This window comes from Streptomyces sp. NPDC005195, assembly GCF_040608315.1.
Lineage (GTDB): Bacteria > Actinomycetota > Actinomycetes > Streptomycetales > Streptomycetaceae > Streptomyces > Streptomyces kaempferi.
On the sequence record NZ_JBEXHZ010000008.1, the window covers coordinates 65,337 to 86,828 of the forward strand.

The 21,492-nt window shown below is 71.4% G+C and carries 17 protein-coding genes; 8 read left to right on the forward strand and 9 right to left on the reverse strand.

What is annotated here, in order from left to right; genetic code table 11:
• Positions 1-287: 287 nt before the first annotated feature.
• From dnaE to ABZV34_RS12020, 3 genes are all read left to right on the forward strand, one after another.
• Complete coding sequence (dnaE, locus tag ABZV34_RS12010) at positions 288-3,776, forward strand: DNA polymerase III subunit alpha (RefSeq protein ID WP_356273808.1); 3,489 nt, start codon at positions 288-290, stop codon at positions 3,774-3,776.
• A 41-nt stretch (positions 3,777-3,817) separates the two neighbouring features.
• A complete protein-coding gene (locus ABZV34_RS12015) occupies positions 3,818-4,798 on the forward strand; it encodes an ImpB/MucB/SamB family protein (protein WP_356273811.1) in 981 nt (326 codons plus the stop codon).
• Positions 4,799-4,917: 119 nt separating this feature from the next.
• Positions 4,918-6,396 (forward strand): FGGY-family carbohydrate kinase, encoded by a 1,479-nt coding sequence (locus tag ABZV34_RS12020; protein WP_356273814.1) that lies wholly within the window; start codon positions 4,918-4,920, stop codon positions 6,394-6,396.
• Positions 6,397-6,635: 239 nt separating this feature from the next.
• On the opposite strand, the gene ABZV34_RS12025 is transcribed toward ABZV34_RS12020, so the two are convergent.
• Entirely contained in the window at positions 6,636-7,244 is a 609-nt protein-coding gene (locus ABZV34_RS12025; protein WP_356273816.1) for a DJ-1/PfpI family protein, read from the reverse strand.
• A 266-nt stretch (positions 7,245-7,510) separates the two neighbouring features.
• Positions 7,511-7,885, reverse strand: coding sequence for a cupin domain-containing protein (locus tag ABZV34_RS12030; protein WP_356273819.1), 375 nt, complete (start codon positions 7,883-7,885; stop codon positions 7,511-7,513).
• 123 nt (positions 7,886-8,008) lie between these two features.
• Here ABZV34_RS12030 and ABZV34_RS12035 point away from each other — a divergent pair, with 123 nt between their 5' ends.
• Together ABZV34_RS12035 and ABZV34_RS12040 are read left to right on the forward strand one after the other, a co-directional pair.
• Positions 8,009-8,455: a MarR family winged helix-turn-helix transcriptional regulator gene (locus ABZV34_RS12035; protein ID WP_356273822.1), complete on the forward strand. Its 447-nt coding sequence runs from the start codon at positions 8,009-8,011 to the stop codon at positions 8,453-8,455.
• Positions 8,456-8,626: 171 nt separating this feature from the next.
• The gene (locus tag ABZV34_RS12040; RefSeq protein WP_356273825.1) at positions 8,627-9,484 is read left to right on the forward strand and encodes an alpha/beta fold hydrolase; all 858 of its coding nucleotides are present in this window, start codon (positions 8,627-8,629) and stop codon (positions 9,482-9,484) included.
• A gap of 85 nt (positions 9,485-9,569) precedes the next feature.
• Here ABZV34_RS12040 and ABZV34_RS12045 read toward each other — a convergent pair whose 3' ends face one another.
• Positions 9,570-10,679, reverse strand: a complete 1,110-nt coding sequence (locus ABZV34_RS12045; RefSeq protein ID WP_356273828.1) for a lytic polysaccharide monooxygenase — start codon at positions 10,677-10,679, stop codon at positions 9,570-9,572.
• Positions 10,680-10,940: 261 nt separating this feature from the next.
• On the opposite strand from ABZV34_RS12045, the gene ABZV34_RS12050 reads away from it, so the two are divergent.
• Positions 10,941-11,411 (forward strand): GNAT family N-acetyltransferase, encoded by a 471-nt coding sequence (locus ABZV34_RS12050; protein ID WP_356273831.1) that lies wholly within the window; start codon positions 10,941-10,943, stop codon positions 11,409-11,411.
• A 34-nt stretch (positions 11,412-11,445) separates the two neighbouring features.
• Here the strand turns inward: ABZV34_RS12050 and ABZV34_RS12055 are convergent, their stop codons facing one another.
• The 3 genes from ABZV34_RS12055 to ABZV34_RS12065 all read right to left on the reverse strand — a co-directional run bounded on the left by ABZV34_RS12055 (position 11,446) and on the right by ABZV34_RS12065 (position 13,298).
• On the reverse strand, positions 11,446-11,580 hold the full coding sequence (locus ABZV34_RS12055) for a hypothetical protein (RefSeq protein WP_282189840.1): 135 nt from the start codon (positions 11,578-11,580) through the stop codon (positions 11,446-11,448).
• 277 nt (positions 11,581-11,857) lie between these two features.
• Positions 11,858-12,388, reverse strand: coding sequence for a DUF402 domain-containing protein (locus tag ABZV34_RS12060; protein ID WP_356273834.1), 531 nt, complete (start codon positions 12,386-12,388; stop codon positions 11,858-11,860).
• The gene (locus ABZV34_RS12065) at positions 12,369-13,298 is read right to left on the reverse strand and encodes a GNAT family N-acetyltransferase (RefSeq protein WP_356273836.1); all 930 of its coding nucleotides are present in this window, start codon (positions 13,296-13,298) and stop codon (positions 12,369-12,371) included. The genes ABZV34_RS12060 and ABZV34_RS12065 overlap by 20 nt, the downstream gene beginning before the upstream one ends.
• Before the next feature lie 103 nt (positions 13,299-13,401).
• Here ABZV34_RS12065 and ABZV34_RS12070 point away from each other — a divergent pair, with 103 nt between their 5' ends.
• Positions 13,402-13,776: a GntR family transcriptional regulator gene (locus ABZV34_RS12070; RefSeq protein ID WP_356273839.1), complete on the forward strand. Its 375-nt coding sequence runs from the start codon at positions 13,402-13,404 to the stop codon at positions 13,774-13,776.
• 227 nt (positions 13,777-14,003) lie between these two features.
• Here ABZV34_RS12070 and ABZV34_RS12075 read toward each other — a convergent pair whose 3' ends face one another.
• Positions 14,004-15,098: a DUF5925 domain-containing protein gene (locus ABZV34_RS12075; RefSeq protein ID WP_356273842.1), complete on the reverse strand. Its 1,095-nt coding sequence runs from the start codon at positions 15,096-15,098 to the stop codon at positions 14,004-14,006.
• A 215-nt stretch (positions 15,099-15,313) separates the two neighbouring features.
• Here ABZV34_RS12075 and ABZV34_RS12080 point away from each other — a divergent pair, with 215 nt between their 5' ends.
• Positions 15,314-16,735, forward strand: coding sequence for a xylan 1,4-beta-xylosidase (locus ABZV34_RS12080; protein WP_356274185.1), 1,422 nt, complete (start codon positions 15,314-15,316; stop codon positions 16,733-16,735).
• A gap of 24 nt (positions 16,736-16,759) precedes the next feature.
• Here the strand turns inward: ABZV34_RS12080 and ABZV34_RS12085 are convergent, their stop codons facing one another.
• Complete coding sequence (locus ABZV34_RS12085) at positions 16,760-20,635, reverse strand: lipopolysaccharide biosynthesis protein (RefSeq protein WP_356273845.1); 3,876 nt, start codon at positions 20,633-20,635, stop codon at positions 16,760-16,762.
• Positions 20,628-21,428: a polysaccharide deacetylase family protein gene (locus tag ABZV34_RS12090; RefSeq protein WP_356273848.1), complete on the reverse strand. Its 801-nt coding sequence runs from the start codon at positions 21,426-21,428 to the stop codon at positions 20,628-20,630. The genes ABZV34_RS12085 and ABZV34_RS12090 overlap by 8 nt, the downstream gene beginning before the upstream one ends.
• Between the last annotated feature and the right edge of the window lie 64 nt (positions 21,429-21,492).

The window sequence follows — 21,492 nt, forward strand, 5'->3', positions numbered from 1 at the left end:
GCAAGGCGTGACGTTCGTGTGGCACACCGTTGCCGTCCACCCTCCCCGGGTTGTCGAACGGTGGCGTACGGAGCGTGCCGCAGTGCGTTTTTTTCCAACTGCGCTTCCCTGCTGGGGAGGTGGCGGGACGGCGTCTGTTCCGGTCACTGCCCCGCTCGCCAAAGAATCGCTGATGTGTTCGAATCTAATCGCTGACCGGGACTGATGGGGTTAGAGTAATCGAACGGGCGTGCGATGAACGTATCGGGCGTATGGCTGAAAAGGGGTAGGAGCGATGGAGGTGCGGCATGGCGGGCTTCGCCCATCTGCACGTCGCGTCCGGTTACTCCATCCGCTACGGGGCTGCCCATCCCGAGCAGCTCGTCCGGCGGGCGGCCGAGCGGGGTGTGCCGGCACTCGCACTCACCGACCGGGACACGGTCACCGGAGCTGTTCGATTCGCGCGGGCCTGCATGAAGGACGGGGTCCGGCCGGTCTTCGGTATCGACCTGGCGGTGGAGGCCCTCGCGCCTCCGCCGCCCGCCCAGCGCCGCCGCACCCCGGCGCGTGGCGGAGCGCACGTGACCGAGCCGCCGCTGCGGTTCGTGCTCCTCGCGCAGGACCGGGCGGGCTGGGCGCGGCTGTGCCGCATCACGTCGGCCGCCCATGTCGGTGCCGTGTCCGGTACGCCGCCGGTGGTGCCCTGGGAGGCGCTGCACGAGTACGGCGGCCCCGGTCTGACCGTGCTGCTCGGGCCGCTCTCGGAACCGGTGCGGGCGCTGTCGGTGGGCCGGGAGGACGTGGCGATGAAGCTGCTGGCGCCCTGGAAGGAGATCTTCGGGAGGGATGTCCGATTGGAAATCGTTGCGCAGAATCGTTTCGGCACGGGCCCAGGATCGCTGCGCCTGGCCGCCCGCACCCTCGCCCTGGCGGACCGCACCCGCACCACCGCCGTCCTCTCCAACGCCGTCCGCTACGCCGACCCCGACCAGCACCGCCTCGCCGACGTCCTGGACGCGGCCCGGCTGCTGCGGCCGATCGACCGGCGCCGCCTGGACAGCGGGCAGCGCTGGCTCAAGGGTGAGAGAGAAATGGCGGCCGTCGCGCGGATGGTCGCCGAATGCGCCGGAGCGGACGTCCGGCGGGCCCGCCGGCTGATGGCGGACACCGCCGACACGGCGGCCGCGTGCGCCGTCGATCCCCGAGCGGACCTCGGGCTGGGCGTCGCGCACTTCCCGGAACCCTCGGTCTTCGGCGCCGAGCCCGTCGCGCGAGGAGCCGCGGAACTGCTGCGCAGGCAGTGCGAGGCCGGCCTGGCCCGGCGGGGCCTCGACCACGACCGGGCGGTGCTCGGCCGGCTGGACGAAGAGCTCGCCGTGATCTCCGAGCTGAACTACGACTCGTACTTCCTCGCCGTCGGCCAGGTCGTGGCCGACATCCGGGCCAAGGGCATCCGTGTCGCGGCCCGCGGTTCGGGCGCCGGGTCGATGGTCTGCCACGCGCTGGACATCGCGACGGCCAACCCGCTCGACCACCGCCTGCTGTTCGAACGTTTCCTCAGCGTGCGCCGCGCCTCGCTGCCCGACATCGACATCGACGTGGAGTCCGCCCGTCGGCTGGAGTGCTACGACGTGATCTTCGAAAGGTTCGGCAAGGAACGGGTGGCGGTCACCGCCATGCCCGAGACCTACCGGGCACGCCGGGCCCTGCGGGACACCGGCCTCGCCCTCGGCATCGCGCCCGCGGACGTCGACCGGATCGCCAAGAGCTTCCCGCACCTGCGGGCCGCCGACATCACCGGCGCGCTCGCCGAACTGCCCGAACTGCGACGGCTGGCGGCCGAGGCGCACCGCTACGGGCCGCTGTGGGAGCTCGCCGAGGGCCTCGACTCGCTGGTCCACGGCATGGCCATGCACCCCTGCGGCGTGGTCATCAGCGACGCGACGCTCCTGGACCGCCTGCCCGTGCAGCCCACCCCCCAGGGCGACTACCCGATGGCGATGGCGGCGAAGGAGGAGATCGAGGCGCTGGGCAACATCAAACTGGACGTCCTGGGCGTCCGGATGCAGTCCGCGATGGCCCACGCCGTCACCGAGATCGAACGGACCACCGGCGACCACATCGACCTGGACGACCCCGAGCAGGTGCCGCTCGACGACGTCTTCGCGTTCAAGCTCATCCAGGAGAGCCAGACCCTGGGCCTGTTCCAGCTCGAGTCGCCGGGCCAGCAGGATCTTCTGTCCCGGCTGCAGCCCCGCGATCCGCAGGACGTGATCGCCGACATCAGTCTCTTCCGTCCCGGACCGGTCGCCGGAGGCATGCCCGAGCGCTACATCGCCGCCCGCCACGGCGGCTCGCCGGCCTACGCCCACCCGGACCTGGAGCCGGTCCTCTCCGACACCTACGGCGTGACCATCTGGCACGAGCAGATCATCGAGACGGTGCATGTGATGACCGGCTGTGATCGCGCGATGGCCGAGATCGCCCGGCGCGCGCTCGGCGACAAGGAGCGGCTGCCGAAGATCAAGGACTGGTTCCACGGTCTGGCACGCGCACGTGGATACAGTGCGGCGGTCCGGGACGAGGTCTGGAAGACCGTCGAGGCCTTCGGCGCGTACGGGTTCTGCCGTGCGCACGCGGTGGCCTTCGCCGTACCGGCCCTGCAGAGCGCCTGGCTCAAGGCGCACCATCCGGCGTTCCTGCTGGCCGGCCTGCTCGAACACGACCCCGGGATGTGGCCCAAGCGCGTCCTGGTCTCCGACGCCCGCCGCCGCGGCGTGCCGGTCCTGCCCGTCGACATCAACCACTCCAAGGTGAAGCACACCGTGGAGAAGGCAGACGGAGATCAGTGGGGTGTACGACTCGCCCTGTCCGCCGTGCACGGCATCAGCGAGGACGAGTGCGCGCGTATCGAGGCGGGGCAGCCGTACGGATCCCTGTCGGACTTCTGGCAGCGGGCCCGTCCCGGCAGACCTGTCGCCGAACGCCTCGCCGAGATCGGCGCGCTCACCTGCCTGCACGACGGCCGGCTCACCCGGCGCGATCTGCTGCTGCAGATGGCCGAGTTGCACCGGCAGTCCCGTCACCGCACCGCGGGCTCGGGCCAACTGCCCCTCGACACAAGCGCGCCCGGGGGAGCGGAGCCGAGCGGCCTGCCGGAGATGACCGGACGCGAAGCCCTGAGTGCCGAGCTGAGCACCCTGGGCATCGACGTCTCCAAGCACCTGATGGAGCACCACCACCGGCTGCTGCGGGAGATCGGCGCGACCGACGCGGCGCACCTGGCCGGGCTGCGCGCCGGACAGCAGGTCCTGGTCGCCGGTGTGCGGGCCTCCACCCAGACCCCGCCGATCGCCAGCGGCAAGCGGGTCATCTTCGTGACGCTGGAGGACGGCTCCGGCCTGGTCGACCTGGCCTTCTTCGAGGACTCCCACCCGGCCTGCGCGTACACCGTCTTCCACAGCGGGCTGCTGCTGGTGCGCGGCACGGTCCAGGTGCGCGGCACCCGCCGTACCGTCGTCGGCACCATGGCCTGGGACCTGGACGAGATCGCCGCCGCCCGCCGCGACAACGGCCCCGAGGCCGCCCTCGCCCTCCTCGGCGCCGAGCACCCGCACCCGACCCCGGCCCAGCCGGCTGCGGGACGGTCGCACCCGAAGCCCGCCCAGCCGCGCCGCACCCTGGCCGACGGCACCGCGGGCGCTCGCCTGCACCCCTACGCCGACCTCCAGCCCGCCGGCAGCCGCTCCGCCGACCTGAAGAAGTTCGGCCACCGAAGCCCGGGGAGCGCGGGATGAACGGGATGAACGGGATGAACGGGATGGACTCGAGGAGCGGGATGAACGCACGTCAGCGGTACATCGCCCACCTCCACCCGCACGCCTCGCTGAACGAGGATCAGTACGCCGATATAATCGAACTGATGTCCGGTATCACACCGCACGTCCAGGCCGTTCCGCCCGACGCCGTCCAGCTCGACCTGACATCGGCGCTGCGGTACTTCGGACTGTCCCCGTACGACATGGTCCAGACGGCGAAGATCAGACTGAAGGCCCTCTACGACATCGACAGCAGTGCCGGGCTCGCGAACAACCGCATGCTGGCGGCCATGGCGGCCGACGCGTCCGCGCCGGGCGAGACCACCTGGGTTCCCCTCGCTGACGTGGCCGACTGGCTGTATCCCAGGCCGGTCACCGCTCTTCCCGGAATCGGCCGCACCACCGCGGAGACGCTCCGCAGGTACGGCCTGCACACCATCGGCCAGATCGTCGACCTGCCGGCGGGAACCCTGCAGCGACTTCTCGGCGCGGGCCCCGCCCGGCTGCTGGCCGAGCGCGCCCGCGGCCGCGACCCCCGGCCGGTCACCCCCTCGGAACCGGCAGCGCATCTGTCGGCCGACCTCGTGCTGGAGCGGGACTCCCTCGATCCTGCCCAGCATCACCGCGCGGTGCTGGGGCTCGCCGACCGGATCGGCCAACGTCTGCGTGGTGAGAGTCAGGTCGCCGACCGGCTCACTCTCACGGTGCGGTACGCCGACCGCAGCGCCACCACGCGCACGCGTGCGCTGCCGGAACCCACCAACCACTCACCCGCCCTCGCCGCGACAGCCCTGGGGCTGTTGACCTCCCTCGGGCTGCAGCGTGCGAGGGTCCGCGCCTTCGCGATCCGTGCCGACGGGCTGCGGCCGGCCGACGGCGCTTGCCGGCAGCTCTCCCTGGACCCCGGCGATGCCCGCGCCCGCGCGGCCGAAGCCGCCGCAGACCGCGCCCGTCGACGTTTCGGGCCGGAGGCTGTACGGCCGGCCGCTCTGGCGAACTGACCGTTCGCGCCGAGAACCCGATGAACTGTCCCGCGTTTCGAGCGCCCGTCGGTCCACGCCCGCATCCTGTCCTCGCAGGATTCCTCCCACGGTTTCGACGACGGAACGGACACACTGCCATGAGCGAACTCGTGCTGGGTATCGACACGGGCACCGCCAGCACCAAGGGCGTACTCACCACTCTGGACGGATCCGTGGTCGCGACCTCCGTCCGCCCTCACACCATGTCGTTGCCCAGACCGTCCTGGGCCGAAGTGGACGCCGCCGCAGTCTGGTGGGGCGACTTCACCGCGGTGGCCCGTGAGCTGATGGACCGGATCGGTCCCCACACCCTCGCCGGACTCTGCGTCAGCGGTGTCGGCCCCTGCCTGCTGGTCTGCGACAGCGACGCGGAGCCCGTGCGGCCGGCCATCCTCTACGGCATCGACGGCCGGGCCGAGCGGGAGATCCGCGACCTCACCGAGCGGCTCGGCGCCGACACCGTCCTCGGGCGCTGCGGCAAGGCACTCAGCACCCAGGCCGTGGGCCCGAAGATGCTGTGGATGCAGCGCAACGAGCCACGGGAATGGGCTCGCGGAACGAGGTGGTACAACTCCCACTCCTATCTGGCCGCCAAGCTCACCGGCGCCTACGTACTCGACCACCACACGGCCAGCCAATGCGACCCGCTGTACGACATCCATGCCGGATCCTGGGCGCAGGACTGGCTCCCGGACATCGTGGGCCACTTGGAGATGCCGCGACTCGTCCACCCTCACGAGGTCGTGGGAACAGTGACCGCCGCGGCGTCGGAGGCCACGAGGATCCCGGTCGGCACCCCTGTCTCCGCCGGGACGATCGATGCCTGGGCCGAGGCCCATTCCGCCGGTGTACGGCATCCCGGCGACCTCATGCTCATGTACGGCTCCACGCTGTTCTTCGTCCAGGTGCTGGGTACGTACCGGGTGCACCCCAAACTGTGGACCACGGCAGGAGTGGAACCGGGCCGACGGACCATCGCCGCGGGGATGTCCACCTCGGGGTCCCTGACACGGTGGCTCCAGGACGTCACCGGAGGAGAGTCCTTCGACACCCTGGTCACCGAGGCCGAAGCCGTGCCGGCCGGTTCGGACGGCCTGCTGATGCTCCCGTACTTCGCCGGTGAGCGGACCCCGATCTTCGACCCGCACGCCCGAGGCGTGGTGGCGGGCCTCACCCTGCGCCACACACGTGGGCACCTGTTCCGGGCCGCCTACGAGGGCATCGCGTTCGGCGTCCGCCAGATCCTCGACTTCCTGGAAGACCCCGACGACCCGGTCCGGCGCATCGTGGCGGTCGGGGGCGGCACCGAGGGCGGACTGTGGACCCAGATCGTCAGCGACGTCACCGGCCGGGAACAGCAGGTACCGGCACAGACCATCGGGGCCTGCTACGGCGACGCCCTGCTCTCCGCGGTCGGGCTCGGACTCGTACCGCGCGACACGGACTGGGCCGTGGCCGAGACGACGGTGCGGCCCCAGGCCCACACGCGTGAGATCTACGACCGCCTGTACGCGTCGTACACCGCGCTCTATCCGGCCACGCGCCACATCGTGCACGATCTCGCCGACCTGCAGTGAAGGCCGTCACCGTACTCACCACACGGTCGTCCCAACTCCCGGCGTCCGCGGTGGCGACGATCTCCCTAGCCCTTCGGCCACCGGGAGATCGTCGTGAAGTCCGGCAGCGTCGGCTGATGAGCGACACGCTGAGGGCGTCCCCTGTCACAGGGCGCGCCCTCAGCGCCGCCCAAGCCCCCGGGGGGAAGGCGGTGGCAGCAGTGGCCCCCTTCGCCGTCCACAAGGCCGATCGCGCACCGTCAGCGCAGTGCGGCCTCGCCCGTGTGGACGGCGCGCAGGGCGCGCTCGACCGTCTCCTGGTTCTCGCCGACCGGAGCCACGTAGTCGAGGACACCGCGCGCGGCGGCCTCCCCGAGGGTGCGGGTGATCACCCATGTGGCCAGGTACTGGGAGGCCAGGCAGCCACCCGCCGTGGCGATGTCGCCCTCGGCGTGGAACGGGACGTCCAGCACGGTGACGTCGCACGCCTCGACGAAGGGCCGGCTCTTCGGGTCCGTGCACACCGGCATGCCGCCCAGCAGCCCGAGCCGGGCCAGTACCAGCGCGCCGGAGCACTGCGATCCGATCAGCTGTCGCGACGGGTCGAGCCGGATCCTGGAGATCAGCCGGTCGTCGGCGACCACGTCCCGCGCCTTCACGCCGCTGCCGATCAGTACGACATCGGCCTCGGTCACGAACTCCATCGGGCGCTGCCCGGTCACCTCGACGCCGTTCATCGACGTGACCACCGGCGTCGGTGTCGTGATGAAGGCTTCCAAGCCGTCCTTGCGGCACCGGTTGATCAGCGCGGAAGCGATGAAGCTGTCGAGCTCGTTGAACCCGTCGAAAGTGACCACGGCTACCTGCATCACGACTCCTCCAAGCGCGGCATCTGAGCGTCAGTGTCCCCGGCGTCGTGCTCCGGGTGGAGGGCCAATCGGAGGCAGGTGGCCTGCCTGCCGTGGCCCCCTTCGACCTCGGGGGGCGACAGGATCCGCCGGGGTCGAAGGGCCGTGGACCGGGCGCGGACCCGAGCGACGGTGAGGGTGAGGGCGAGGGCCGTACATGACCGTGCCGGGACGCCCGCCGCGCGGATCCTCGCCCGCCCGCGCCCGGAACCCGACTGCCCGTAGGGTCAGTTGGCCCAGGGCGGAATGATGACCGAGCCGTCGGCCAGCTCCGCCCGGAGACCGATGGACGTGGTGACCCAGGAGGTCGCGGTCTGCCGGGTCGGGTTCTCGACGCCGAAGGCCGTGCCGGAGTTGATGATCACCGTGTCGCCCGCGGTGATCCGGTCGGCGTGGCCGTCGAGCGTGATCAGCAGCTCCCCGGTGAGGAGATGGAAGATCTCCTCACGAGTGACCGTGTGCACAGGGGCCTTCGTCCCGGCGGGGATCTCACCCCGCCAGGCACACAGCTCCTCGCTGCCGCTGAGGGGCGTGGCGTACGAGAGGAAACGGGCACCGTGGATCTCGTGGACGACGGCGTCGGACGGGCGGACGACGGGCATGGCTGGCCTCCGTGGCGCTTGGACGAAAACGGTCAAGTGGATTGACCATGTGCATATGGTCAAGCAGGTTGACTAGATAGTCAAGCCACTTGACCGATGGGCGGGGGGTGTTTCAATGCTTCCGTGCAGAACTCCGAGGCCATGGCCCTGTCCGCCGCCCTGCTCGCCGCCGCCGGTGAGCTGACTCAGCGCATCCACGAGGGCGTCGTCGCCCGCGGGTTCGAGGGGCTGCGGCCCGCGCACGGCTTCGCGTTCACGCGGCTCGCTCCGGACGGGGCGACGGTCACCGAGCTCGCGGCGCACCTCGGGGTCACCAAGCAGGCCGCGAGCCAGCTCGTCGAGGAGCTGGTGCGCAAGGGGTACGTGGAACGGCACCCGCATCCCGGTGACGCGCGCGCCCGCCTGGTCGTGCTGACCGAGCGAGGCTGGGCCTGCACGCGTGCCGCGGAGGAGTCGGCGGCGGAGGCCGTCCGGCCGTGGGCCGAGCTGCTCGGAGAGGCTGAGGTGGGCGTGTTGCGGGAGCGTCTGCTGCGGATCGCGCCCTACGGTCCGATCAGGCCCGCCTGGTGACGGCGCGGCGGCGCGTATCACCACCACCGACTATCACTGGAAGTTTTTACTGACGCGTAACTTCACAGTTGGGCTACTCACTCGTAACTTGACGAGTGAACAGCATCCTCGTGATCCGGATCACAGGGCGTACGCCGCCGTCACTCCCTTGAGCCGCAAGGAGATCACCCGATGCTGCCCTGGAAGCGCCTGCTCAGACCCCTCGTCGCACTGCTGCTGGCCGCCGCCGTCGCGGTCGTCCCCGCCGCCACCGCCCACGCCGCCGCTCCGAGCAGCGGCTGGAACAACTACTCCTGCCGCCCCTCCGCCACCCATCCCCGCCCCGTCGTCCTCGTCCACGGCACCTTCGCCAACTCCGTGGACAACTGGCTGTCCTTCGCGCCCTACCTGGTGGACCGCGGGTACTGCGTCTTCTCGCTCGACTACGGGCAGCTGCCCGGTGTCCCGATCTTCAACGGCCTCGGTCCCATCGACAAGTCGGCCGGACAGCTCCAGGTCTATGTCGACAAGGTGCTCGCCGCGACCGGCGCCGCCAAGGTCGATCTCGTCGGTCACTCGCAGGGCGGCATGATGCCCCACTACTACCTCAAGTTCCTCGGCGGAGCCGCCAAGGTGAACACCTTCGTCGGCATCGCGCCCGACAACCACGGCACCACCCTCGACGGCCTCACCAAGCTGCTGCCGTACTTCCCCGGTGCCGAGGACCTGCTGTCCGCGGCCACGCCCGCGCTCGCGGACCAGATCGCCGGGTCCGCGTTCCTGACCAAGCTCAACGCCGGCGGCGACACCGTCCCGGGCGTCCACTACACGGTGATCGCCACCAGGTACGACGAGGTGGTCACCCCCTACCGCTCGCAGTTCCTCACCGGATCCGACGTCCACAACGTGCTGCTGCAGGACCTGTGCCCGGTCGACATCTCCGAGCACGCGGCGATCGGCCTCCTCGACCGGATCGCCTTCCACGAGGCGGCGAACGCCCTCGATCCCGCGCACGCCAGCACCACCAACTGTGCCTCGGTGTTCAGCTGATCGATGGCCCGGTGCCGGGTCCTGTCCGGCCTGAGCCGCCGGACAGGACCCGGAGTCCTTCCCGCCCGGCGGGAAGGGGCAGGCACTAGCGACCGTGCCTGCCCCCGTTCACCGCGCGGCGGTGCACCGAGGCGAACAGCGCCGCCGCGCCCAGTGCCAGCGCGCTCGCGCCACCGATCGCGAGGTACGGGGTGTCGGAGTCGCCGCCGGTCTCGGCGAGGTTCTCCGAGGCGCCGGCCGCCTCGGGACGATCGGCCGAAGGGGCGGAAGCCCCGGACGCGTCCGGGCCGCCGGGCGTGCCGGAGGCGTCGACCGGAGTGGCCGCAGCGTCGTGGTGGTCGTGCCGCACCGCCGACTTGTCGGCACCGTCGGCGATCTGTTCCTCGGAGGGAGCGGAGGCGACCGGCGCGGGCGCGCTGGAAGCGGGGGAGACACCGCCTCCCGCGCCGCCGCCCCCCGAACCGCCGTCGGCGGAACCACTGCCGCCGGAGCCGCTGCCGACCGAACCGCCGTTGCCTGAACCGCCGTTGCCCGCACCACTGTTGCCCGCACCACCGCTTCCGCCGAAGGTGACGTCGGAGCAGGAGTAGAACGCCTCCGGGCTGTCCGAGCGCTGCCAGACCGCGTAGAGGAGCTGCTTGCCGGAGCGCTTCGGCAGGGTGCCGGAGAAGGTGTAGTAGCCGTTCGTCGCGGCGGGGTCGGTCCTGGTGGCCACCGGGTGCGCCAGATCCAGATCCCCCCAGGCCAGCGGCTTCGACGGGTCGTAACCGTCCTTGGTGAGGTACACGTTGAAGGTGCCCTTGTGCGGGGCGGTGACCCGGTACCTGAAGGTGTACGCGCCCGCGCTCACGGCCGTCGCGGGCCAGTCGGCGCGGGCCAGGTCCAGGCCCTTGAACTCGTCGTTGCCCGCGCTGCACAGCTTCCCGTCGGGAACGCGCTGCTGATGCCGGCCGTTCGCGTCGCCGATCCGGATGCCGTTCCAGTCGTACAGCGCCTGGGTGCCGCCCGCCGCGACGGCCGCCTCGCAGGCGGCGGACCGGGGACTCTCGGGACCCTCCGCGTAGCACTGGAAGACCCGGCTGACGGGGTCTCCCATCGAACCGTGCGCCGAGGCGGGCGCGGCGGCGAGCGCGGTCAGGGCGAGTGGGGCGACACCGACGGCGGCGAGGCTGGCGGCCCTGCGGCGACCGGACATGGGGGAGCTCCTCGATCGAAACGGTCCTGAGCGGGCGCGATCGGCCCGGAGTACCTGCGGTGATCAGCAAACTAGCCTCCGGAAACCGCGAAATCGCCTGCTGGGGACGGGTGCGGGAGATCCTTATGGCCGCGTTAAGGCGGGGCTAACGGGGGGCTCAGGATGGGGGGTTGGGGAGTCGGTCCGCGTCTGTTCGATCCGTGCCGGCCACTCCCTCGCCCGGCGCCTGCGACGCGTCGTGACGCGGGTAACGTTCAGGCCGTGACAGACGGTTCGGACGAACAGGGGATCCGTCGCGCCGTCGCTTCGGACGTGGGCGCGGTGAAGACCGTGACCGACGCGGCGTACCACCCCTACATCGCGCGCATCGGCGTGGTGCCGCAGCCCATGGAGGCGGACCACGCGGCGAACGTGGCCGCGGGGCGGGTGTTCGTCACCGGCGGCCCCGGGGAGTCCGTGACCGGTCTCGTGGTGGTCGAGGCGTACGAGGACCATCTGTACCTCGACAGCATCGCCGTCCACCCGGACGCCCGGGGAAAGGGCGTCGGGCGACGGCTGCTGGCGTTCGTGGAGGCCCACGCGCGGGAGCTCGGGCTACCCGAGGTCAGGCTCTTCACGAACGCGATGATGTGGGAGAACCGGAAGATCTATCCGAAGTACGGCTACGAGGTCGTCGAGCGTCGCGTGGACGGCCCGTACGACCGCGTCCACTACCGCAAGCGGCTCGTCTGACGGCCCGCGTTCCGCGGCGTGGTGCCGGGGCGGCTCACTCGTCCGGCCACCACGTGCGGTGGATGTCCTTCCGCACTTCGGGGCGCTCGGCCGGACGCTCGTCCGCCCTGTCCCGCGCACGACGGGAGTCCGACCTGCTCAGGGGCTTCTGCACGGTCACACGGCGCATGGCTGCCTCCTTGCGTCTACCCGATTCCGTTGTCGTACGGAGGTAGACCCTTCCGGGGAGAGTTCCTCATCGGTCGCGATCTGTCTGTGGCGGGCGTCACGATTGACTGTCAGCGTTCGGTGTCACTGCGGGACGCTCGGCGGGTTACGGCGACATGAATCCAGGTCCGAGCGGCGTCGATCGCTGTTGAAACTGGAACCACGCGCGGCGTGCGGTAATTCCCCGGGGCGAACTCGCCGGCCGTGACGTGGTGTGCCCACGTGGTGACGGAGCGGCGTTATTCGTCCGGTCGGGCGGTCGGGCACGGCCTGGCGAGCAGGGTCTCGAAGTCGTCCCGGCGGGCCAGGAGCTCGAGGGTGTCGAGGGCGGCGAGCGCGGCGGCCGCGGCCGCCGGATCGCTGGTCGCGAGGCCGCTCGCCGCGAACTCGTCCTCGTCCAGGCGCCGTACGTCCGTGCCGTCCGCGGAGCGCCACAGGTCCAGGTCGAGGTCCTCGACGACCAGTTCGCCGCCCGAGACGGTGGCCGGACGGGTGATGTCGCAGTACCAGCCCTTGCGCACCCCCCGTGCGTCACGGACCTCCTTCACCGCGTACCAGCGGTCCCGCCAGTAGTGCTCGGTGAGGACGTCACCCGGCTCGAACCGTACGAAGCCGAAGTCACGGACGCCGTCGGCCGCCCACGGCGCGCGGACGGTGACCCGGGTGCCGTCGTCGTGGAGCAGTTCGGCCGGATAACGGATCTTCGTACGGCCGGACTTGACGAGGACGACGTCGAGACGGCGGGGACCGTCAGCCGAGTTCGCGGACATGGCGCACCTCCGTGCCGCAGATCTCGTACCCGAACCACTTGTTGATCGCGATCATCGGCCCGTTGCCACTGTCGTTGCCGGTGAACGCCTCGGTGCAGCCGGCGGCGCGGGCGCGGTGCAGGGAGTCGTTCTTGGCGAGCTTGGCGAGGCCACGACCGCGGAAGGCGGCGGCGGTGCCCGTCATCACGGTGCCGTAGCGGGTGCCGCCGTCCGTGCGGGCGGCGCTGAAGGCCGCCGGGCGGCCGTCGACGAGCGCGACCGTGGTCAGTTCCGCGCTGAACAGGGGGTGGTGCCAGGTCTCCCGCAACCAGGCCCGGTAGTCCGTGAACTCATGCGAGATGTCACCGGGTTCGTCGGCCGACGTCTCCGCGTCCAGGGCGAACAGCGGGCGCGGGTCGTCGGCGAAGTCCGATGCCGAGCGCAGTTCCACGCCCGGCGGCGGGTCCTGACGCGGCGGCAGGGCGGCGCCCGCCAGGTCCAGCCGGAGGAAGTGGGCGGAGCGGCCGGCGCGGTAGCCGTGCCGCTCGGCGAACGCCCGGTTGTCCGGCTCGTCCAGGACCCACGCGAAGAGCCTGGTCGCCCCCACGGCCACGAGGTGCCGCTCGGCGGCGCGCACCAGGAGCGAGCCCGCGCCCCGGCGCGTACGGTCCGGGTCGACGTACACGTTGAGGAAGCCCTGGCCGGGCTCCGGGCTGTCGTACGCGATGCCGGCCTGGGCCGTGCCCACCACCTCGCCGTCCAGTTCGGCGACCAGCGGGCGGTAGTGGGCGTCGGGATGCGCGTGAGTGACGTCGTACGCGACGGAGCCGGGGGTGAACAGCACGTAGGGGAGCGCCCGGTCGCGGACACGGGCGAAACCCTCGGTCCGCCGCCGGTCGTCGGGGCGGAGGTCATCGACGATCACAGTCATGGACTCGCACGCTACGCGCGGGGCGGGTGCGGCCACCTCTCATTTTTCCGCTGCCTCTGCTCCGGTACCCCTCATCACCCCGCGAGTACGGGACAATCGCCGCGTGACGCTGAAGATCCACATCGATGAGGGGGCCGCGCCCTACGAGCAGGTGCGCGCCCAGATCTCCGGGCAGGTCCGTTCCGGGGCACTCCCGGTCGGCTACAAGCTGCCCACGGTACGGGGGCTGGCCGAGGAGCTCGGCCTCGCCGCGAACACGGTCGCCAAGGCCTACCGGGCACTGGAGTCGGACGGGGTGATCGAGACGCGGGGCCGCAACGGTACGTTCGTGGCCGCCGCCGGTTCGGCGGCCGAGCGCGAGGCCGCGACGGCCGCTCAGGCGTACGCCGAGCGCGTGCGCCGCCTCGCGCTGACCGAGTCCGCCGCGCTCGACGCCGTACGGGATGCCCTGCGGGCGGTCTACGACGACGGCGCCTAGCGGGCGCTTCTCCCGGCTCACCGCGCAGCCCGGAAGGAGAGGCGGGCCGGGCGCGGAAGGTGAGTCCGGCGACCATGCTCCGGGACGTTCTCGGGGCGGGCTCACCTTGTGGGCTGCCCCGACAGAGGCGCCGCCCCGATCGGACGGGAAGGCGCTCTCGATCATCACCTGGTAGCGGCGCATGTCGACGATGCGGTCGATGTGCTCACGCACCGGCCCCGAAGGGCTTACAGATACAACCCCGCGTCCGCGCCGTCGCGTGGGTCGGGGACCGAGGTGGGCGAGGTGCCCCGGCGGAGCGCGTACAGCTCCGCCAGCGTGGCGCCCTCGCGGGAGACGCCCTCCTCCGTGCCGAGCCAGCCGACGGCCTCGGACCGGGTCAGCGGGCCGACCTCGATCCGGGCGAGGCAGCGGCCGGGGCGCACCACGGCGGGGTGGAGGCGCTCCAGATCCTCGTTCGTGGTCACCCCCACCAGGACGTTGCGGCCCTGGCCGAGGAGGCCGTCCGTGAGGTTGAGCAGGCGCGAGAGGGCCTGGCCCGCGGTGTGTTTCGCCTCGCCGCGGATCAGTTCGTCGCAGTCCTCCAGCAGGAGCAGCCGCCAGCGGCCCTTGCCCGTGCCGTCCTCCTCGCCGATCGCGATGTCCATCAGATAGCCGACGTCGGAGAAGAGCCGCTCGGGGTCCAGGACGCAGTCCACCTGGCACCAGTCCCGCCAGGAGCGGGCCAGGGTCCGCAGCGCCGACGTCTTGCCGGTGCCGGGCGGGCCGTGCAGCAGCAGGAGCCGGCCCGCGATGTCCTCCGGGGTCGTCTTCATCAGGCTGTCCATCGCGGCGGCGACCGGGCCGGTGTAGTTCGGCCGGACCTCCTCCCACGTGCCCGCGGAGATCTGCCGCGTGGTGCGGTGCGGGCCGCGACGCGGGGACACGTACCAGAAGCCCATCGTCACGTTCTCTGGCTGGGGTTCGGGTTCGTCCGTCGCGCCGTCCGTCGCCTGGTCGAGGACCTTCTCGGCCAGTTCGGCGCTGGTCGCGGTGACCGTGATGTCCGCGCCCCGGTTCCAGCGGGACACCAGGAGGGTCCAGCCGTCCCCCTCCGCCAGCATCGCGCTGCGGTCGTCGTCGCGGGCCGAGCGCAGTACACGGGCACCCGGTGGCAGCAGGGTCGCCCCGGACCGTACCCGGTCGATGTTCGCCGCGTGCGAGTGAGGTTGCTCGCCCGTCGCGAAGCGGCCGAGGAACAGCGCGTCGACGACATCCGACGGAGAGTCGCTGTCATCGACGTTGAGCCGGATCGGCAGTGCGTCCTGTGGGTTGCCAGACATGCCGCCATGATCCGTCACCAAGGGGACCCGCGCACGGGATTTCCGCAGCCTGTTGCCGGTGTTCCCCTGGACGCGCCCCAGTTCAGCCGCCTTCCGGCCGCACGGCCGGGTCCCCGCCGCGGGGCCGCGGGCGCCGCCGCCCCGGAAAACGTGGCCATCCTGTGGGTCCACAAGCTCTGTCCGGCGGCCGATCCGCGCCGTTACTGTTGCCCATGATGGGACGTCATGGGTGGAATTCGGGGGCACAGCGGTGGCGGCTCACCGCGCTGCTCGGCGTGGGAGTGGCCGCTCTGGCCCTGGTGGTGACCCTGCTCAACACCTTGCCAGGGGGCGGCGCGAGCACCGCGGGCACGACCCGTGACGGGGACAAGGTGCACGGCACACCGGTCACCCCGCCCGGGACGCCGCAGCCGGCGGTGGGCTGGGGCTTCACCCACACCCAGTACAGCGCCGACGAGGGCAGCGACACGGCGACCGAGCGCGCCGAGGGACTGCTGGAGAAGCGGTCGCTGCCGCAGAACCAGCACATCATGGGCTGGGGCGCCGGCAATCCCGAGCCCTCCAAGGGCCGCTACGACTTCACCGAGATGGACCGCCGCATCGACTTCGTCCGCAAGTCCGGCGGCACCCCGGTCGTCACCCTGTGCTGCTCGCCGGACTGGATGAAGGGCGGCAGGCCCGGCGCGAACCACACGAACTGGAGCCAGGCGTCCCTGGAGACCGCGCCGGACCGCGCCCACTACGAGGACTTCGCCGAGCTCGCCGCGACCGTCGCCAAGCGCTATCCGGACGTACGCCACTTCATCGTCTGGAACGAGTTCAAGGGCTTCTGGAACAACGCCGAGGCCCGCTGGGACTACGAGGGCTACACGCGGCTCTACAACCTGGTGTACAAGGCGCTGAAGAAGGTCGACAAGGACATCATGGTCGGCGGGCCGTATCTCGTCATGGACAGCTTCGACCCGCGCCAGAAGGAGAACGCGTCCACGACCGTGAAGGGCACCTGGGGCGCCATGGACCAGCGTGTCCTCGACGCGTTCGACTACTGGAACAAGCACAAGGCGGGCGCCGACTTCGTCGTCGTCGACGGCTCCAGCTACACCAAGGACGACGACCTGCTGCCCGACGAGTTCGGAGCCACCGGGAAGCTCACGGCCGTCAGCGAGTGGGTACGGGCGCGGACGCACGGCCTGCCGCTGTGGTGGGCCGAGTACTACGTCGAGCCGGCCGACGGCAACGACGACCGTAAGGGCTGGTCCGAGACCCACCGTGTCGCCGTGCAGGCCGCCGGCATGATCGCGATGGCCCGAGGCGGTGCCACCTCGGGTTTCTACTGGAACCCGGAGGAGGAGAAGGGCTCCGGCTGCGAGGGCTGCCTGTGGACGCCGACCGACGGCGCCGACGGGGGAGCGGCCCTGCCCATGTTCGACCTGGTCTCCCGCTTCGGCGCGGCGTTCGGACCGGGGGCCAGGTACGAGACGGTGTCCGTCGCCGCCGACGACGTGCCCAACGTCCGCGTCCTCGCCACCGACAAGGCCGTACTCGTGGTGAACACCCGGAACCGGCCGATCAGCGCACAGGTCGACGGCCGGAGGTTCGTCATGGGGGCGTACGGGGTGAAGTGGCTCACCCGGTGAGCCGCTCCACCCCCCGCGGCCCGGCTACTTCATCGTCAGGAACCGCTGCACCAGCGAGGCCAGCAGCACCGCCAGCAGCGGCAGCGAGAACCAGAAGCTGCTCTGCAGCCACCGCAGCTGCCGCACGCTCGGCCGCACCGCCACCCGGATGATCTCCCGCGCCGTCAGCATCACGACGAGCGCCATGGCAGCCAGGGCCCCGACGACCGACCACGGCGTCCAGGTGACCTGCGGGCCGATCGGCCCGGGTTCGGCCTTCGGGATGTCCCCCGCGGGCTGCTCGCGCAGCGCGTACACCGTCGCGTCGGCGTTGACGAGGACCTTCCTGAGGTCCTGCCGGTCGTCGAGGCTGTGCACGAGCCGGGCCGGCCAGGTCGCCGAGTAGCCGACGTCCATCTGGAGGTAGACCACCTGACTGCGGTTGATCATGAGGTACGAGTTCGGGCCCGCGTCCTTGAGGGACTTGACCAGACCCGACACCAGGACCGGGTCGGTCGGCGCCGCCGTGGGCACGTACTGCACCTTCTCCATGTCCTTCGTGCCCCACGGCATCGCGGGCGTCACGTCGTTCACGGTGTCATTGCTCAGCCACAGCAGCCGGACGGTCGGGTCGTCGTGCGCGTACACGTACTTCATGGCCGCGACTTCGCCCGGCCTGATCCGCTCGAACGACTCGTTGCCCCAGCGGGCCACCAGGAAGCCGCCCATCAGGAGCAGGCCCGCCATGAGGGCGGCGAGCGGGGCGAGGCTCGCCCGGTCCTTCTCCCGCTCCTTCGCGGTGACGCCGGTGCGCGGGAACAGGGCGAGCCCGGCGAGCAGCGCCGCGCCCGGAAGGGCGAACATGAAGACGCGCAGCGCCATTTCGCCGCCGTAGGACTGCATGCCGAAGCCGAGGAACGGCACGAAGGTGAGGACGAGCAGCGACCGCTCGCGGTACTTGTGGTCGCGCCGCCGCCACCAGCCCCAGCAGGCGAAGACCATCACGCCGCCGGCCAGCAGCACGCGCGCGTAGAGGACGAGTTTGTGGGTCGAACTGCCGCCCTGTATACGGCCGGAGACGGACGTCGACACGTTGCTGCCGACCCCGCCGACCCCGCCGAACAGCTCATTGAAGTGTCCGGACCAGTACGGCTCGGCCATGAAGCCGATCCAGACGGAGACCAGCACCGCGAACAGGATGGGCAGGCCGCGCAGTTCGCAGCGGCCGACGAGGACGAGGACCGCGAGGACACCCAGCATCACGAACGGGGTGAGCTGGTGGGCCGGGACGCTCGCCGCGAACAGGCCGATCAGCACCATGAGCAGCACGGCCCGCTGACGCCGGTCGGTCGGCTCGACCTCCGCCTCGCCCGGCCGTGCCTTCGTCCACAGCACGCGCGGTGCCCGGAACCACACCAGGAGGATCGCCACGAAGGCGAGGTAGAGCAGATAGGTGAAGCCCTGCGGGGAGAAGTAGTCCTGGCCGACCCAGCCGCTCAGGACGAAGACCCAGATGCCGGTCCACTTGGCGCGCCAGCTCGCCCGCAGTGAGCGCACGAGCAGGAACATCGGTGCCAGGTAGAGGAGTTGCATGGTCAGCGGCCACCAGCGGATCACCTCGGTGAGGTCGCCGGCACCGCAGGCCCTGGCGACGAACGCGGCCGCCGCGAAGAAGCCGGGCCAGCTCCAGCGCGCGTCGAGGTCCGGCACGGCCGACCCGGTCCGGTCGATGTAGTCGAGGAACCCGAGGTGCTGCCAGGCCGTCGCGAACCGCGGTTCGGTCTCGATCACCGCGGGCAGCGCGTGCAGCGAGACCACGGTGGCGAGCAGGGTGACGAGCAGCAGTCCCTTGTGCTCGCTGCTCGTCCAGAGCAGCGAGGCGAAGACCGCGACCAGCAGGGCGGCGCCCACGAGGGTGGGCAGCGGCAGGACGGAGACGAGGCCGAGGCCGCCCATCGTGTCGAGGGAGGCGTCGCCGAGGCTCAGTGCGGGGACCCAGTAGAGGAGCAGTGCGGAGATCAGGAGGAGGCCGAGGAGCACGCCGGGTGTGGAGGGGTGCCGTAGGCGGTCGCGGAGGGGTGGCGTGGGGTCGTCCGGCGGCCGCGGGTCGTCCGGGGCCGGGCGCGCGGTTCCCCGCGCCCCCGAGGGGGCGCTGTCCGTGTCGTCGTCGTCCGCGTCGAAGGAGGACGCCCGTTCGAGGACGGGTGTTTCGAAGGGAGCGTCCACCTCCGGGGCCTCCGCAGGGCCCAGGGACGCCTCCGAGCCCGGCTCCCGCGACTCGACCGGCAGTCCCAGGGCCGGCGTCGGCAGGTGCTGCGGCCGCAGCGCCCAGGCCGGACGGTGGTCCGGGCGCGCCGTGGATGTCCCGCTGGGCGGAGTGCCCGGCCCCGGCCGTACGTCCGGGCGGCGCTCCTGGTGGTCGAAGTCGACGTGGATACCGAGGGCGAGGGTGTCGGAGTCGAGGGTCCAGGCGGGCCGCTTCGGCTCGCTCGGCTCGGCCGCGGGCACGTCGCGCGCGCCGAGGTCGGCGAGGTCTCCGTCCGGCGCCGCGCCCTGCGGCAGTTCGGCGGGCGGCGCGTGACGCACGATCTTGAAGAGCCGGGGCGCCGCGATCGACACGATGACCGCGAGGCTGGAGATCTCCGCGACGCCCGCGCCCGTCAGCCCCATCCGGGGCAGCAGGACCACCGTCAGGCCGAGCACGAGGACGCACAGCAGTCCCTGCAGATAGGCGAGTCCGGAGGTGCGGCTCTGCGCGCGGAGCACCGCGAAGTAGGTCTCCATGACGACCCGCAGCAGCGCGCCGACCGCGAACCAGCGCAGCAGCGGCGTCGCCGCGTGCGCGTATCCCTCACCGAAGACGTGCAGGATGAACGGCGCGCCGAGGAACAGCAGTCCGCACACCGGCAGCATGATCCTGGCCATCCGCCTGACCGCGGCCCGGGTGTTCGCCGCGAGCCGCGCGGGGTCGTGCGAACCCTCGACGGTCAGCGAGGCGCCCATGTTGATGGCGAGCAGATTGACCGTGCCGCCTATCGTCGTGGTGATGTAGAAGTACGCGTTGTCGGCGGAGCTGACCTGCGAGGCGACGATCACGGGGACGAGGTAGACCACGGCGAGCGAGAACAGCGAGCCGGTGTAGTCACCCGCGAGGAAGCGGCCGATCTCCTTGAGAGAGGGCGGCTTGGCACGGTCCTCGGTCGCCTTGATGTGACGGGGCACCAGGCGCCGGAAGACCAGCAGTCCGAGCGGCACGACGGACAGGGCGATCGCGGCGACCCAGGAGACGAAGACACCGCTGGTGGGGATCGCGGCGGCGAGGCCGATGAGCAGGACCAGTTTGGCCGCGGAGAACACGGTGTTGCCCACCGGCACCCACAGCGCGCTGCGCAGCCCGGTCAGTACCCCGTCCTGCAGCGTCAGCAGCGACCAGGCGACGACCGCGAGGACGAAGCCGAGGCCGATGAGGGGTCCGTGCAGGAAGTGGTACGAGGGACCCCACAGTTTCAGGGTGAGCAGGAAGAGGCCGGCGGCCAGTGCCACGACCACCGAACTGCCCGCGTAGGTACGGAAGATGAGGCGCCCGGTGGCGCGCCCGGCGACGGGGATGAAGCGGGCCAGGGCACCCGTCAGCGTCACCGCGGTCACCCCCGCGAGGAGTTTCATCGCGGCGATCGCGGCGGATCCCTGGCCGACCGCCGAGTCGGAGTAGTAGCGGGCGGCGATCAGCCAGTAGCCGAGCCCGAGCACTGCGGAGATACCGGTGTTGAGCATCAGGGCGTAGGCGTTGCGGAACAGCTGGTTGCCTCCGCCGTCGCTCTTGCGGCCCCGCCCGGGCAGGCGGAGCCGGCGCCCCGGCCGCTGTTCGGGCGCTTCGGCCGTGGGCGAGGAGGCCTGTGCTGTGGTCGTCGTGTCAGACACGGGAACGAATGGCCTTCCGGCGGACCTGTCGTGCTCTTCGGACCATGGCGTACCCCTTGGTCAGGGCACGGTCCCGGGCGAAACCGCGGGCGATCGCACGGCCCTCGACGAGCCGCTCGAACTCCTCGACACCGGTGCTGCGGCGCACGGTGACGCGTTCCAGGGCGTACGGGCCCTGCCGGCGGCGCGCCAGGGCGTTGCCGACGGCGAGGGACTGGGCGAAGCCCGCCTCCCGTACCGCGCGGCGCACCCGGCGGCTCGAGTAGCCGTAGGGGTACGCGAACGAGCTGGGCCGGGTGCCCAGTTCGTCGGCGACGATCTCCCGGCAGCGCCGCACCTCGAACCGGAGCGCGTCGTCGTCGATCTGGTCCAGCTGCGGGTGCGTGTGGCTGTGCCCGCCGATCTCGACCTGTTCGGCGGCGAGTTCGCGTACCTGGTCCCAGCTGAGCATCGTGTCGAGGCCGCCCCCGGTGTCGTACGCCCCGCGCAGCCAGCCCGTCGAGACGAACAGGGTCGAGGCGAAGCCGTGCTTGGCGAGCACGGGCAGGGCGTGCCGGTGCACGCCCTCGTATCCGTCGTCGAAGGTGATCAGGACGGGCCGGGCGGGCAGGGCGGCGCCGAAGCGCCACCCCGCCGCCAGCTCCGCCGTGCCGACCGGGGTGAATCCCCGGTCCCCGAGCAGCGCCATCTGCTCGGCGAACGCCTCGGGCGCGACGGAAAGGGCGCGCGTCGCGTCGTTGGGCGCGGCGGCGACCGAGTGGTACATGAGGATGGGCACGGGGGAGTCGCTCACGGGGCGCCGCCTTCCGCGCGGGCGCGCGCGTGCCGCGTCCCGCCGTGGCGCCCCGTGCCGGACA